The sequence below is a fragment of the Pedococcus soli genome (assembly GCF_054782575.1).
In genome coordinates this window covers 538,277-553,093 of record NZ_BAAGSF010000004.1, presented here as the reverse complement: position 1 = coordinate 553,093, position 14,817 = coordinate 538,277, and the positions used below count along the sequence as shown (strand labels likewise).

General features: G+C 71.5%; 11 protein-coding genes and 1 tRNA gene. 6 read left to right on the top strand and 6 right to left on the bottom strand.

Translation table 11 applies throughout. The features are described 5' to 3' along the window. Positions 1–12: 12 nt before the first annotated feature. Positions 13–1,401, top strand: coding sequence for an aspartate aminotransferase family protein (locus tag ACYVKF_RS08660; RefSeq protein ID WP_082580709.1), 1,389 nt, complete (start codon positions 13–15; stop codon positions 1,399–1,401). 5 nt (positions 1,402–1,406) lie between these two features. Continuing rightward, positions 1,407–2,840: an NAD(P)/FAD-dependent oxidoreductase gene (locus ACYVKF_RS08655; RefSeq protein ID WP_460966145.1), complete on the top strand. Its 1,434-nt coding sequence runs from the start codon at positions 1,407–1,409 to the stop codon at positions 2,838–2,840. A gap of 28 nt (positions 2,841–2,868) precedes the next feature. Here the strand turns inward: ACYVKF_RS08655 and ACYVKF_RS08650 are convergent, their stop codons facing one another. From ACYVKF_RS08650 to ACYVKF_RS08640, 3 genes are read right to left on the bottom strand one after another with little or no spacing between them, the layout of a single operon-like run. After that, positions 2,869–3,390: an AAA family ATPase gene (locus ACYVKF_RS08650; RefSeq protein ID WP_460966144.1), complete on the bottom strand. Its 522-nt coding sequence runs from the start codon at positions 3,388–3,390 to the stop codon at positions 2,869–2,871. A gap of 4 nt (positions 3,391–3,394) precedes the next feature. After that, positions 3,395–4,468, bottom strand: coding sequence for a phosphotransferase family protein (locus ACYVKF_RS08645; RefSeq protein ID WP_460966143.1), 1,074 nt, complete (start codon positions 4,466–4,468; stop codon positions 3,395–3,397). Beyond that, positions 4,465–5,667, bottom strand: coding sequence for an acyl-CoA dehydrogenase family protein (locus ACYVKF_RS08640; protein WP_460966142.1), 1,203 nt, complete (start codon positions 5,665–5,667; stop codon positions 4,465–4,467). Before ACYVKF_RS08640 ends, ACYVKF_RS08645 begins: the two co-directional genes overlap by 4 nt. A gap of 135 nt (positions 5,668–5,802) precedes the next feature. Between ACYVKF_RS08640 and folP the strand changes: the two genes are divergently transcribed. Together folP and ACYVKF_RS08630 are read left to right on the top strand one after the other, a co-directional pair. After that, entirely contained in the window at positions 5,803–6,720 is a 918-nt protein-coding gene (gene folP, locus ACYVKF_RS08635; protein ID WP_056920208.1) for a dihydropteroate synthase, read from the top strand. A gap of 266 nt (positions 6,721–6,986) precedes the next feature. Next, positions 6,987–7,190: a cold-shock protein gene (locus tag ACYVKF_RS08630; RefSeq protein ID WP_056915917.1), complete on the top strand. Its 204-nt coding sequence runs from the start codon at positions 6,987–6,989 to the stop codon at positions 7,188–7,190. A gap of 93 nt (positions 7,191–7,283) precedes the next feature. Here ACYVKF_RS08630 and ACYVKF_RS08625 read toward each other — a convergent pair whose 3' ends face one another. After that, entirely contained in the window at positions 7,284–9,197 is a 1,914-nt protein-coding gene (locus ACYVKF_RS08625) for a penicillin-binding transpeptidase domain-containing protein (RefSeq protein ID WP_460966141.1), read from the bottom strand. A gap of 211 nt (positions 9,198–9,408) precedes the next feature. Between ACYVKF_RS08625 and ACYVKF_RS08620 the strand changes: the two genes are divergently transcribed. Both ACYVKF_RS08620 and ACYVKF_RS08615 read left to right on the top strand, forming a co-directional pair. Further along, entirely contained in the window at positions 9,409–10,998 is a 1,590-nt protein-coding gene (locus ACYVKF_RS08620) for an LCP family protein (RefSeq protein WP_056915915.1), read from the top strand. Between the two features lie 112 nt (positions 10,999–11,110). Continuing rightward, positions 11,111–11,200: transfer RNA gene (locus ACYVKF_RS08615), tRNA-Ser, on the top strand. Positions 11,201–11,367: 167 nt separating this feature from the next. Here the strand turns inward: ACYVKF_RS08615 and ACYVKF_RS08610 are convergent. After that, a complete protein-coding gene (locus tag ACYVKF_RS08610; RefSeq protein ID WP_460966140.1) occupies positions 11,368–12,636 on the bottom strand; it encodes a bifunctional glycosyltransferase family 2/GtrA family protein in 1,269 nt (422 codons plus the stop codon). An 11-nt stretch (positions 12,637–12,647) separates the two neighbouring features. Further along, entirely contained in the window at positions 12,648–14,756 is a 2,109-nt protein-coding gene (locus tag ACYVKF_RS08605) for an ArnT family glycosyltransferase (RefSeq protein WP_460966139.1), read from the bottom strand. Between the last annotated feature and the right edge of the window lie 61 nt (positions 14,757–14,817).

Here is a 14,817-nt window from a genome sequence, read left to right as displayed (position 1 = left end):
CGAGAGGGCCCCATGACCGACACCACCGTCCAGCAGGGCGTGCTCGACGCCGTCACCGGAGCGACCGAGGAGCAGGTCCGCCGCGACGACCGGGGCCACGTGTTCCACTCGTGGTCCGCCCAGGGGCTCATCGACCCCCTGCCGATCGCGTCGGCCCTCGGCTCGTACTTCACCGACTACAGCGGCAAGCGGTACCTCGACTTCTCGAGCCAGCTGGTCAACGTGAACATCGGGTACCAGCACCCCAAGCTCGTGGCCGCGATCCAGGAGCAGGCCGGTCGCCTCACGACGATCAGCCCGGCGTTCGCCAACGACGCCCGCTCCGAGGCGGCGCGCCTCATCACCGAGCTCGCCCCGGGGGACCTCAACCGCGTCTTCTTCACCAACGGTGGGGCCGAGGCGAACGAGAACGCCCTGCGCATGGCGCGCCTGCACACCGGCCGCCACAAGGTCCTCGCTGCCTACCGCAGCTACCACGGCGCGACCGCGGGCTCCATCGCCCTGACCGGGGACCCGCGCCGATGGGCCTCAGAGCCCGGTATGCCGGGCGTCGTGCGGTACTGGGGTCCCTACCTCTACCGCTCGGCGTTCCACGCGACCACCGAGCAGGAGGAGAGCGAGCGCGCGCTGCAGCACCTGCGCGACCTGCTCATGGTGGAGGGGGCCCACACCGTCGCCGCGATCATCCTCGAGTCGGTCGTCGGCACCAACGGCATCCTCGTCCCGCCACCGGGCTACCTCCAGGGCGTGCGCGACCTGTGCGACGAGTTCGGCATCGTCATGATCGCGGACGAGGTGATGTCCGGGTTCGCCCGCTGTGGCGAGTGGTTCGCCGTGGACCACTGGGGCGTGGCCCCCGACCTGATCACCTTCGCCAAGGGCGTCAACAGCGGGTACGTCCCGCTCGGCGGCGTCATCATCTCCGAGCGCGTCGCGCAGTCCTTCGACAGCAAGCCGTTCCCCGGTGGCCTCACCTACTCCGGCCACCCGCTCGCCTGCGCCTCGGCCGTCGCCTCCATCAACATCTTCAAGGAGGAGGGGATCGTCGAGCACGCCCGCGCCCTGGGTGAGGACGTCATCGGCCCCGGCCTGCGGGCGCTCGCCGAGCGCCACCCCAGCATCGGAGAGGTTCGTGGCCTCGGGACGTTCTGGGCGCTGGAGCTCGTCCGTGACCGCGAGACCCGCGAACCCCTGGTGCCGTTCAACGCCGGCGGCGCCGACGCCAAGGCGATGAACGAGTTCGCCGCAGCCTGCAAGGCGCGTGGCCTGTGGCCCTTCACCCACTTCAACCGCACCCACGTCGTGCCCCCGTGCACGACGACCGCTGACGAGGTGCGCGAAGGGCTGGCCATCCTCGACGAGGCGCTCGAGGTCGCCGACCAGTACTCCACCGGCAGCTGACGGTCATGCAACCCTCCCCGCAGGCAGCGGGGTCGACGGGGACGACGCGCGGCCCGGCCGCGACCCTTGCCGATGCCGCCCTCGCCGACGCCGCACCGTCGGTCTTCTGGCTGGACCGGCCCGACCGCCCCGCACCCCGGCCCCGCCTCGAGGCACCCACCAGTGCCGACCTCGTCGTGGTCGGTGGTGGGTACACCGGTCTGTGGACCGCGCTGCTGGCCAAGGAGGCCGACCCTGGTCGGGACGTCGTCGTCGTCGAGGCCGGCCGCATCGGCTGGGCGGCCTCGGGACGCAACGGCGGGTTCTGCTCGGCCAGCCTGACCCACGGCGAGGCGAACGGCCGCGAGCGCTGGCCGGCGGAGTACGAGCAGCTGCACCGGCTCGGCCTCGCGAACCTCGATGCGATCCAGGACACCGTGCAGCGACACGGCATCGAGTGCGACTTCCAGCGCACCGGCGAGCTCACCGTCGCCACCGCGCCGCACCAGGTGCAGTGGCTGAAGGAGGACCTCGGCGGCGGCACGTTCCTCGACCGCGACGCGATGCGCGCCGAGCTGGACTCCCCGACCTACCTCGCCGGGGTCCACACCCCCGACGAGACCGCGATGGTTGACCCGGCCCGCCTGGCCTGGGGCCTGGCAGCCGCGGCGGAGTCGCTCGGCGTGCGGATCGTGGAGCGCACCAAGGCGACCGGCCTGGACCGCGACGGCGCCGGTATGCGGCTCACCACCGACCGTGGGCACGACCTGCGGGCCGCCCGGGTCGCCTTGGGCACCAACGCCTTTCCCTCACTGCTGCGGCGGACCCGACTGCACACGGTTCCCGTCTACGACTACGTCCTCATGACCGAGCCCCTGAGCGCCGAGCAGCTCGACTCGATCGGCTGGGGCAGCCGCGCCGGGGTCGGTGACATGGCCAACCAGTTCCACTACTACCGGCTCACCGACGACAACCGCATCCTGTGGGGCGGGTACGACGCGATCTACCACCTCGGCCGTCGGGTGCGCCCGACCAAGGACCAGCGGCCGGAGACGTTCCACCGGCTGGCGACCCACTTCTTCGAGACGTTCCCCCAGCTCGCAGGGCTGCGGTTCAGCCACCGCTGGGGCGGGGCCATGGACACGTGCACCCGTTTCTGCGCGTTCTACGGCTCGGCCCACGACGGCCGCGTCGCCTACGCCCTGGGCTACACGGGACTCGGGGTCGGGGCGTCCCGGTTCGGTGCAGCCGTCACCCTCGACCTGCTCGACGGTGCCGACACCGAACGCACCAGCCTGCAGATGGTGCGGGAGAAGCCGTTGCCGTTCCCGCCCGAGCCGTTCGCGTACGCGGGGATCCAGCTGACCCGGTGGGCGCTGGCACGTGCCGACGAGAACGACGGCCGGCGCAACGCCTGGCTGCGCACGCTCGACCGCCTCGGCCTCGGCTTCGACTCCTGACGCGATCCGGTGAGGACCCATCGACCCCTCAGGACCGGATCGCGTCGACGATCTGCCCGGCCGCTCCGGCGGCCGTGAGGTGGGTGGTGTCCACGACCTCGGCCGCCTCGTGCAACCAGGTGCGGGCTGCCTGCGCGTACGGCTCGAGGTGCCGGAAGCGGAACGACGACGGGCCGAGGTCGCGGTCGCCCTCGATGCGTGCCCGCAAGGTCTCCTCGTCGGCGTGCAGGACGAAGTGCCGCACCGGGATCCCGTGACCGTCCAGCCCTGCGGCGATCTCTCGCCAGTAGTCCGGCACGAGGACGGTCATCGGCATGACCAGGGTGCCCCCGGTGTAGGCCAGGAGGTGCCGAGCGGTCTCGACCACCAGGGGACGCCACGGCGGCCAGTGCTGGAAGTTGTCGGTCTCGGGCAGGCCCGGGTGGACGTCCATGAGGGTCTCGCCGACCTTCTCCGCATCGAACACGCGCGACCCCGGCAGGAGCTGCTGCACCAGGGTGCCGGTGGTCGTCTTCCCCACGCCGTGCGTACCGTTGATCCAGACGATCATGGGGTCACAGGCGGGACAGGGCCCGGTCGACGAGGAGCGGCACCGAGGCACCGACCCGGTCGTACCCCTCGCCCATCGACTTCCCCGCGAGGTAGCGCGCATGGACGCCCTCGAGGATCACGGCCAGCCGGAAGTCCGTGAACGCGCGGTAGTAGTCGAGGCCGGACACGTCACGCCCGGTCACGGCGGCATACCGCTGCGCGATGTCGTCCGTCGTCGGGAAGCCCTCGTGCGCGGTGAGGCCGGCGGCGACGGGCACGGCGCTGCCGTCCTCACCGGGTCCGGAGTAGTAGGTCAGCCACGTGGCGAGATCGGCGAGCGGGTCGCCGAGGGTGCTGAGCTCCCAGTCGACGACGGCGGCCACGGTGGGGCGGCCGTCCTCCTGGGTGACGAGGGTGTTGTCGAGACGGTAGTCGCCGTGGACCAAGGTCACCTCACCACCCTCGGGGCGCCGGGTGTCGAGCTGCCGGACCAGCTCGTCCATGGCGGGGAGGTCCCGGGTACGGCTCGCGTCCCACTGACCGCTCCAGCGACGGACCTGCCGCTCGAGGTAACCGTCGGGCTTGCCGAAGTCACGCAGGCCGGTCTCGTCGAGGTCGACCGCGTGGATGGCGGCGAGCACGTCGACGAGGGAGTCGGAGAGCTGGTCGCGCTGGGTGACGGTGAGCTCCGCGGTCTGGGCGGGCTCGCGGTAGACCGTGCCCTCGACGAGGGCCATGACGTAGAAGGGCGCGCCGACGACCTCGGCGTCGGACGTGGCGGCGAGCACCTCGGGCACCGGGACGCCCGTCCGCCACAGGGCCGAGAGGACCCGGGCCTCGCGCCCCATGTCGTGCGCGCTGGGGAGCAGCTTGCCCAGCGGCGGTCGGCGCACGATGACGCTGGCCGTGGGGCTGGTCACGCGGTAGGTGATGTTCGACAGCCCGCCCGAGATCACCGCGGGGGTCCAGTCGGGGCCGAGCTGCGGCACGGCGTCGGCCGCCCAGGCCGTGAACGAGGCCCGCGGGAGCCCGGGGGCGTCCTCCGGTCCGCTCGGGCCGGCCGGTGCGGACCCCGGTGCGCCGTCCTGCGGGCTCACGCGCGGACCTCGCCACCGGGGGTGTCGCGGATCGAGAGCCGTGAGGTGGCCCGTCGCGCGGCGCGCTTGGCGATCGACATCTTGTGGACCTCGGTGGCGCCGTCGTAGATGCGGAACGACCTGATGTCACGGTAGATCCGGCCCAGCACCAGCTCCTCGGAGGTGCCCATGCCGCCGGCGAGCTGCACCGAGCGGTCGACGACGCGGCAGGCCGCCTCGCTGGCGAACACCTTGGTGCGCGAGGACTGCTCGCTGCTGCGTTGTCCCTCGGCGATCGCCCACGAGGCGTGCCAGATCATCGAACGAGCCGCGTCGAGGTCGATCTCGTTCTCGGCGATGAGGGCCTGGGCCATGCCCAGGTCCGACAGCGGGGTGCCGAACAGCTCGCGGCCGACCGCCCGCTCGACGGCGATGTCGTGGGCACGCCGGGCGGCACCGAGCCAGCGCATGCAGTGCGTGAGGCGGGCGGGGGCGAGGCGTACCTGGGCGCTCTGGAACCCCTTGCCGACCTCGCCGAGGACGTGGTCGTCCGGGACGAAGCAGTCGCGCAGGGCCACCCGGCAGTGACCACCGACCCCGGTGGCGTCGATGGTGTTGAGGTGCTCACCCACGACGAAACCCGGGTTGTCCGCGTCGACGAGGAACATCGTCGCGCCCTCCGGGGCGTCGTCACCCTCGTTCAGGGCCATGACGATCGAGAAGGCTGCGCCGTCGGCGCCGGTGATGAGCCACTTGTCGCCGTTGACCAGCCAGCCACCGTCGGTGCGGCGGGCGCGGGTCCTCAGGGCTGACGGGTCGGACCCGGCGCCGGGTGGGGGCTCGGTCATCGAGAAGCAGGACCGCACCGCGCCGGCGACGAGCGGCTCGAGGTACTTCTCCTTCTGCAGCGCCGACCCGGTCATGTGCAGGAGGTGGATGTTGCCCTCGTCGGGGGCGGCGCAGTTGAGCGCGAGGGGCCCGAGCAGTGAGTAGCCGGCCTCCTCGAGCAGGACCGCGGACTCGTCGAACCGGAACCCGCCACCACCGAACTCCTTCGGCGCCTGGGGTGCGAAGACCCCGGCGGCCCGCGCCCTCGCCTGCAGCTCGAGTCGCAGCGCGTCGGTCATCCCCTCGGCGAACACCGTCTGCTCGAGCGGGATCACCTCGCTGGCGACGAACTCCTCGACCCGACGGCGTTGCTGCTCGACGGCTGGGCTCATGCTGAAGTCAAAGGCCACTCCTCGACACTACCCAGCGCGCTCGCCCCCGGCCCCCGGACGGGTCGTCCAGGTGACCCGGACGGCCGGAGCCCCGGCCAGGCGAGGGCCCGACCGTGGCGGTGCGAGGATGACGCGGTGACCACTGCGGACCCCCAGCCGTTCGACCTTCCCCGCACGCCGCCGCTCGTCCTGCGCGGCCGGACGTTCGACGCGTCCACCCCGGCCGTGATGGGCATCATCAACCGCACCCGCGACTCCTTCTTCGCCGGCAACCGGCACGCCGACCTCGACTCCGCGAAGCGCGCCCTCGAGAACGCCGTGGACGCGGGCGCCGACATCGTCGACGTCGGGGGTGTCCGCGCGGGTCAGGAGGGGGAGGTGGTCTCGGCCGCGGAGGAGATCGACCGCGTCGGCCCGTTCCTCGAGCACGCACGTGCGACCTACCCCGACCTCGTCCTCAGCCTCGACACCTGGCGCAGCGAGGTCGCCCGTGAGGCGGGCCGCCACGGTCTCGACCTGGTCAACGACACCTGGGCCGGCCACGACCCCGAGCTGGTCCGCGTGGCGTCGGAGATCGGTGCGGGAGTGGTGTGCTCGCACACCGGAGGCCTGCCCCCGCGCACCGACCCGGTGCAGATGACCTACGGCCCGGACGAGCTCGACGTCGTCCGCGACGTCCTCCACACCCTGGGCACCGGCGCCCGTACCGCGGTGGAGGCGGGCATCCCGACCGAGCGCGTCCTCGTCGACCCGACGCTCGACTTCGGCAAGACGACGGCCCACTCGCTGGTGGTCCTGCGGCACACCGCAGACCTGGCCGGGTTGGGCTTCCCCATCCTGCAGGCGCTGTCCCGCAAGGACTTCGTGGGCGAGTCGCTCGGGCTCGAGGTCGACGACCGGCTCGAGGGGACGCTCGCGGCCACGGCGGTCGCAGCCTGGCTGGGGGCCACGGTGTTCCGCGCGCACGACGTCCGGGCGACCCGCCGGGTCGTGGACATGGTCGCGACCATCCGCGGCGACCGGCCGCCGGTGCGCGCCGTGCGCGGCGTCTGAGGCCGGCGGGGAGCACTCCGGGAGCCTCCCCGACTGGTGAGAAATTGACTGTGGTTGGTCTCCACGATCTGCATCGTGCGTGCTAGCGTCTGTCGCGGTTGCATCAAGCAGTTCCTCGCAAAGGTCGACGAAGTGCCCGCCCTAGCACCATCAGAGCGGGCTTTTCTCATCTGAGGCGGGCATGTCTCGTCGGTGGGGTTGTGTACGGCAGCCTGGTGTTTCGCAAAGTGCGTGGCACCAATGGCTACGAAGGAAAGAGTTACCCCATGGCACAGGGAACCGTTAAGTGGTTCAACGCTGAGAAGGGCTTCGGCTTCATCGCCCAGGACGGCGGCGGCCCGGACGTGTTCGTCCACTACTCGGCGATCGACTCCTCGGGCTACCGCTCGCTGGACGAGGCGCAGCGCGTGGAGTTCGAGGTCACCCAGGGACCCAAGGGTCCCCAGGCTGACGCCGTTCGCCCGATCTGATCCGAGGACTGCTCAACCACAGTCTTCAGCGAGGCCCCCACCGGATCCCGGTGGGGGCCTCGTTCTGTCGCAACGGTGCTCGTCGCGGCGGGGCTACTTCGCCAGCGCGGTGAGGAAGTCCTTGACGACGGGCGCCGCCACCGTGCCGCCGCTCTTGCCCTTCTCGACCAGCGCCGCGAACGCGATCCCGTCCTGGTACCCGACGAACCACGCGTGCGTCTCCGGGGGGTTCTTCGACCCGAACTCAGCCGTGCCCGACTTCCCCCGCACGGCCCCGCCGGGGGCGTCGCGCAGCACCGTGCCGGTCCCGTCCGTGACGACCTGTCGCATGAGCTGGCGCAGCTGGCCGACGGCGTCGGCATCGAGCGGTTTGGCGGTGCGGTCGGCCCCCGTCGCGGCCGGCTCGGTCACGAGCGCCGGCGGTATGGCGCTGCCGCGCGCCACGGAGGCGACCATCGTCGCGAGGGCGAGCGGGGAGGTGAGGTTGCGTCCCTGCCCGATCATGGCCGAGGCCTTGTCGGTCTTGCCGTTGTTGGTGGGGATGCTCGCGTCGAAGGCGTTCCCGACCCCCAGCGCCTTGGCCCAGCCGGTGAGCCCGAGGGCATCGGCAGCCTTGGCCAGGTCCCCGTCGCCGAGGTCGGTCGACAGCTTGACGAACGCCGTGTTGCACGAGTGCGCGAAGTCGCTCGCGAAGTCCGGCGTGCCCAGCTCCTCGCCCTCGTAGTTCTTGTAGGAGCGGCCGTCCACGGCGAACGTCTTCGGGCAGTCGACCGACGTCGTCGGGGTCACCTTGCCACCGGTGAGGAGGGCGTAGGTGCTGGCGATCTTGAACGCCGAACCCGGCGGGTACTGCCCGGTCAGGGCCCGGTCGAAGCCGAGCGCGGGCGAGTTCGCCGAGGCGAGCACATCACCGGTCTTCACGTCGACCGCCACCAGCGCCGAGGGAACGTCCCCGGTTCCGGCGACCGCGGACTCGGCCGCGGTCTGCACGTCGGGCGAGAGCGTGGTCTTCACGTCGGTGCCGTCGACCGCCGCCTTGCTGAACAGCGGGGTGTCCGGGTTGGCGCTCGACGTGACCTCGACACCGGGTGTCCCCCCGAGCTGGGTGTCGTAGCGCCCCTGCAGACCGCTCAGCCCGGCGTAGTCGCCTGCGACGTAACGCCCTTCGCTCTTGGCGACGAGCTCGGCGCTCACCGCACCATACGAACCGAGCAGGGGCTGTCCGAACGTCCGGGTCCGGGCCAGCGGCTGCTCGCGGGCCGGGTAGATGACGCCCTTGAGGCCGTCGAGGGCGGCCTTGCGGTCCTGGAAGTCGGACTCCCGGTAGGTGATCACGGCGATGGGCGCCTTGTTCCCGGCCTTGGTCGCCGCCTCGAGCTTGGCGACGAGCGACCCGGCCGGTTCGTCCACCACCTTCTCCAGCTCGCGGACCGTCGCGGCCGTCGCGCGGGCCGGGTCGATCTGGACCGGGTAGACCTTGCCGATCGGCATGAGCGGTTGGCCGTCGCGGTCGAGCAGGTCGCCGCGCTTGGCCCACGTGCGGGTGGCGCTGAGCTTGTCACTCGCCTTGATCGCGGGATGCCACAGCGAACCGTTGGGGGGCGGCACGACGGCCCACTTCTCGCCGTCGCGGCGCACGGTGACGGGCACGTCATACGCCCAGGGGACGTCGCCGCCGAGGGTCCAGGCGACCTTGAGGGTCGAGGTCGCGCGGTCGCCGTCACGGGTCACCGGGCCGGGGGTGACGCTGACCGGGCCCTTGCCGAGACCCGCGGTGGTGGCGGTGAACCCGTCCTGCACCGCCTGCACCTGCGCCCCCGCGAAGGTGACCCCGGCCTGCGTGAACGACCGCTGCGACCAGCCCTTCGCGAAGGCGGCCACCGCGGCCTTCGACTCGCCGTCGGCCTTCTGCTCGGCCGCCGTGTGGCGCCACCACAACCCACCGCCGACCAGGGCCGCCACCACGGCCGCCGCGGTCAGGGCCCCCACCAGTGCTCGCTTGTTCATGGCCCCATCCAACCCCACGAGGCTGAGAGCTTCCGTCCCATATGTCCGTGCCCGACGCGTCTTCCACGGTAGGGGCAACCGAAGGGGCGGCTGGGGCGTCACTGAAGTAGACGCATACCCATCGGTCTGCTCAGGTTCCGCCTTTACACTCGGCGGGACGATGCGTCGCCCCGCCACAGCACGGCGGTGCAGTCGAACCAGAGAGGTCCACGTGAGCGAGCCCACCAACGGCTCTGCGCAGGGCGGCACGCCCAGCCAGGATGCAAGTGCCCCGGGGGGCGGCACGCAGGACGACAGCCCGGTCGGCGACCGTTCGCGTCGGCACCAGGGCAAGACGCACCGGCACCCGTGGCTGCGCCGCTCCCTGTTCGGTGTCGCGGCGCTGCTCGTCGTCGTCCTCGTCCTCGGCATCGCCGCCTACGTGAAGCTCAACGGCAACATCAGCCGGGTCGACATCACCAACGCGCTGGGCGACCGCCCCCAGCCGGCGGCGACCACGGACGCCGTCACCAACCTGCCGCCGGTCAACATCATGGTCATGGGTTCGGACAGCCGGGAGGGCACGAACCTGGGGAAGGGGCAGACGGAGTACGGCATGACCGGCGCCCGGTCGGACACGAACCTCGTCGTCCACCTGGCCGCCGACCGCAAGTCCGCGATCGTGGTGTCGATCCCGCGTGACTCGATGACGATGGCGCCGCGGGACTGCCAGAACAAGAAGGACACCGTCGAGAACGGCGTCATGCGCCAGTGGAACCAGAACTTCACCCTCGGCGGGCCGGCGTGCACGATCCGCACGTTCGAGGGCCTCACCGGCATCTTCATCGACCACTTCGTCGTCATCGACTTCCGGGGGTTCCAGAAGATGGTCGACGCCCTCGGTGGCGTCACCGTCTGCACCCCCGTCGCGATCAACGACAAGGACAGCCACCTCGTCCTTCCTGCGGGCAAGAGCAAGGTCAACGGCAAGCAGGCCCTGGGGTACGTCCGGGTCCGCAAGACCGTCGGCGACGGCTCCGACCTCGGCCGGATCGACCGCCAGCAGGCGTTCCTGTCCTCGGTCGTGCAGGAGGCCACGAAGTCCTCCCTGCTGCTGCGTCCCGACAGGCTGTTCCGCTTCCTCGACGCCGCGACCGGGGCGATGACGACCGACACCAAGCTCGACATCGGCGAGATGAAGGACATCGCCCAGAGCGTGCAGGCCATGGGCACCGACCAGATCCGGTTCGTCAAGCTGCCGACGACGGTCTACCAGCCCGACCCCAACCGCGTTCAGTGGCTCCCGTCGGCCGAGTCCATCTGGAAGTCGATCCGCGAGGACAAGGCCCTGCCGGGCACGAAGGTCCCGTCCAGCCCGACGTCGACGTCATCGCCGACGACCACCGCGGCGGCGCTGACCGTGGCCCCCGGAGACATCTCCGTGCGCGTCACCAACGACTCGGGCGTCGCCGGCCTCGCCAAGCAGGCGGCTGCTGACCTGTCCATCCAGGGCTTCAAGGTCCAGACCTACCTGACCGGCACCGGTGACAAGACGTCCGGCGTGCTGGTCCGCTACGGCCCCGGGAAGAAGGCGGCGGCGCTCACCGTCGCCGCAGTCTTCCCCGGCGCCAAGGTCAAGTCCGACCCCACCCTCGGAGCGACCCTCGAGGTCAGCATGGGACTCGACTCCCCGGACGCCGTCGAGATCCCCAACCGCGAGGGGACCGAGCCGCTGCCGAAGCCCTCGGTGACCGCCAAGAGCAACCCGACCGACACCCAGACCATCGCCGCCCGCACGGCGAACCAGGACATCTGCAGCTGACCTCCGGGGCGGCCGGGCCGCTCGATCCTCGACGTGCTCGGGGGGTCGCTTTGCTCCTGCGCGCGGCGTCCGGATACCCTGTGCGGGCTCGGTCGACCTGTCGTCCGGGCGTGGAGACGTCGCCTAGTCCGGTCTATGGCGCCGCACTGCTAATGCGGTTTGGGTTTATCGCCCATCGAGGGTTCAAATCCCTCCGTCTCCGCAGAACGCACGAAGGACCCGACACGCTTTTGGTCGGGTCCTTCTTGCGTTCTCTGGACTGCACCCGGGATTTGGGAGGAGCGAGGAACGAGCGACGGTTCCCTCCGTCTCCGCAGAACGAAAGGGCCCCCTCGCGCTGAGCGCGAGGGGGCCCTTCGGCGTCGTGGCTCAGGCGACCCGGCTCGTGACCTCGGGTGAGAGGTGGGAAGCTGCCGCTTCGGTATGGGGCACAGGGGCGCTGGGCCGACCCTCGCCGAGCGTCGTGGGGGTCCGGAACATCCAGGACCGCATCGCCACGAACCGCACCGCCGTCGACGCGGCCGTGGCCACGGCGACCACCGCGGTCTGCACGGTCGTCGCAGGCGAGGCCACGGCGAGGTGCAGCAGCGCGAGCGCCGCGGCCGTCATGAGCCAGGTGATCCCGAAGATGACCAGCCCCTGCACCTGGTGCCGGGCGGCCCCGCGACCACCCTGGATGCCGAACGTCCAGCGCCGGTTGAGGGCGGTGTTGGCCACCGTGGCGATGAGGAGGGCGACCAGGTTGGCGACCTGCGCCGACTCGACGCCTGCACTCAGCGCCGCGAACAGCCCCAGGTGGATGACCGTGCTGACGACCCCGACCGCGGCGAAACGCTGGAGCTGCTGCCAGGTGCTCCCGCCGGGTGTTCCCCGGCCGAGCCGGGCCGCGATGTCCCCGACCGGCAGGGCGCCCGAGGCCAGCGACCGCCGGACCCGCAGCACACCGCGCAGGTCGTCCAGGGCCGTGCCCACGACGTCGACCCGCGAGTCGGGGTCGTCGAACCAGTCGACCGGCACCTCGTGGATCCGCAGGCCGCTGCGCTGTGCCAGGACGAGCAGCTCGGTGTCGAAGAACCAGGTGGTGTCCTCGACGAGGGGCAGCAGCTCGGCCGCGACGTCGGCGCGGATCGCCTTGAACCCGCACTGCGCGTCGGTGAACCGGGCCCCCAGCGCTCCGCGCAGGATGAGGTTGTACCCGCGGGAGATCACCTCCCGCTTGGCTCCCCGGACGACGCGTGCGCCGCGGGCCAGGCGGGACCCGATCGCGAGGTCGGAGTGACCCGACATGAGCGGGGCGACCAGCGGCCACAGGGCGTCGAGGTCGGTGGAGAGGTCGACGTCCATGTAGGCGAGGATCGGCGCGTCCGAGGCGAGCCAGACGGCCTTGAGGGCCCGCCCCCGACCCTTCTCCGCGAGCCGCACCACGGCCACACCGGGCAGCTCGGCCGCCAGCCCCGACGCGACCAGGGCGGTCGCGTCGGTGCTGGCGTTGTCCGCCACGGTGATCCGGAAGGGGTACGGGAACGTGTGCACCAGGTGCTGGTGCAGGCGGCGGACGCAGGCCCCCACCGTGTGCTGCTCGTTGTGCACCGGGATGACGACGTCGAGCACGGGCGCCGGGGTGGTGGAGTCGCTCATCGTCGTTCCTCTCACGTGGTCTGGGTGGTGGTACCGGTGGCCGTCGTCGCGGACAGCGGCTGGGTCAGGTCGTAGAACGTCGAGCTGCCGATGGTCACGGAGGTGAAGTTCGCCGCGACCCAGGTCGAGATCTCCGACGCGTTCCCGGAGCCACCCATGGCACCACCTCGACCCCCACCCTGTCCGCCGCTTGCGGCGAAGTAGTGGATGTCACCGGCTGCGACGTAGGCCTGGAACTGCGCCAGCGTGGGCGACGGGTCACTGCCGTTGAAGCCGCCGATGGCCATGACCGGGAGGCCGGTGCCGAGCTGGAGCCCGGCCGCGTTCTGCGAGCCGATCGCCGCCGCGACCCAGCGGTAGGAGCTGGCGTCGGCGCTCAGGGCCGAGACGACCTCGGTCGTGGGCGTGCTGGCGTCGAGGAGGCCGCCCATCCCACCCTGGGGTGCGCCGGTGGTCCCGGTACCCGTGCCGGGCGTGGTGCCCAGGCCACCCTGGGTGGTGCCGCCGTTCGCGGCGGCCCCGGTCCCGCCCTGGGTCATCCCCGGAGGCGTGCCGCCCCCGCCCGGGCCACCACCCGGCACACCCCCGCCGAAGCCTCCGCGGCCGGTGGACGGGCCGGCGGTGACGATGGAACCGGTGTGGCCGGTGCCCACCGTCTGGATGCTGTATGCCGCGGGGCCGGCGAGGGCTGCCACGAGGGCACCCGCGATGACCACGGGGACGAACCGGCGCTGCAGCTGGGTGACCACGAGCAGGAGCAGGGCGCTCGCGAGGCCGAGGACGAGGACGGTGATGCGCAGCCAGTTCTGCCAGTCCGTGCGCGTCAGGAGGACGAAGGACCAGGCTGCTGCGGCGGCGGTCGCGGTGGCGAGGGTGATCGAGCCGATCGGTCGGGCCCGGTTCTCCCAGGCCTCCCCGGCACCCATGCCGACGACGGCGGCGATGGCCGGGGCGAGGGCGACGGTGTAGTACTCGTGGAAGATGCCGGCCATCAGCGAGAACGTGAGCATCGTGGCCAGGAGCCACCCGCCCCAGACGACGTAGGCCGCGCGGCGCGAGTCGGTGCGCGGGGCCCGGCCGCGAAGGAACAGGCCGACGGCGAGCAGGATGAAGGCCGACGGGATGAGCCAGGAGATCTGGCCGCCGATGCTCGAGCTGAACATGCGGGCCAGGCCCGGCGTGCCCCAGCCGTTGCCACCGCCGACGGAACCGGTCTCGTTGCCGCTGATCCGACCGAGGCCGTTGTAGCCGAACGTGACCGACAGGAACGAGTTGTCCTGGCTGCCACCGATGTACGGGCGCATGCTCGCCGGGACCAGCTCGACGATCGCGACCCACCAGCCGGCCGACAGGACCATCGCGGCCGTGCCGAGCAGGGCGCCGACGATGCGGCGACGGAGCGTGGTGTTGGCGAAGAGCAGGTAGGCGAGGCCGAAGGCGGGGACCACGAGGAGCACCTGCAGGGCCTTGGTGAGGAACCCGAGCCCGATGAGCACCCCGACGATCGCGAACCACGTGGGGGAGCCCTTGTCGATGGACTTGAGGGTCGCCCAGGCGCCCAGCGCCATGAGCAGCACGAGGAGGGCGTCCGGGTTGTTGAACCGGAACATCAGCACGGCCACCGGCGTCAGGGCCATGACGAGCCCGCCGATGAGGCCGGCAGCGGCGCCGAAGTGACGGCGGACGGTGGCGTGGACGACGCCGACGGTGCCCACGCCCATGAGGACCTCGGGCATGAGGATGGCGAACGAGTTGAGGCCGAAGACGCGGACCGACAGCGCCATGATCCACAGCGATGCCGGGGGCTTGTCGACGGTGATCGAGTTGCCGGCGTCGGAGGAGCCGTAGAAGAAGGCCTCCCAGCTCTTGCTGCCGGCCTGGACGGCGGCGGAGTAGAACGAGTTCGCGTAGCCGTTGGCGGTGAGGTCGTAGAAGTAGAAGAGGGCGGTCGCGAACAGCAGACCCAGCAGCGCCGGGCGGGCCCAGGACGGGTCCTCCTCGTTCCCGCGCCACAGGCGCTGGATCCGGCTGGGTGCGGTCGGGCCCGCCTGACGGGCGGTCGCGCGGGGGAGGGCGGTGTCGCCGTCGGCCGCGCTGCGGTGGAGGGTCATGGTGTCCATGGCTCCAACAGTCGGGCCGGTCGCTGTGCGGCTGCTGTGCCACCCCTGAGGCTGCGTGATG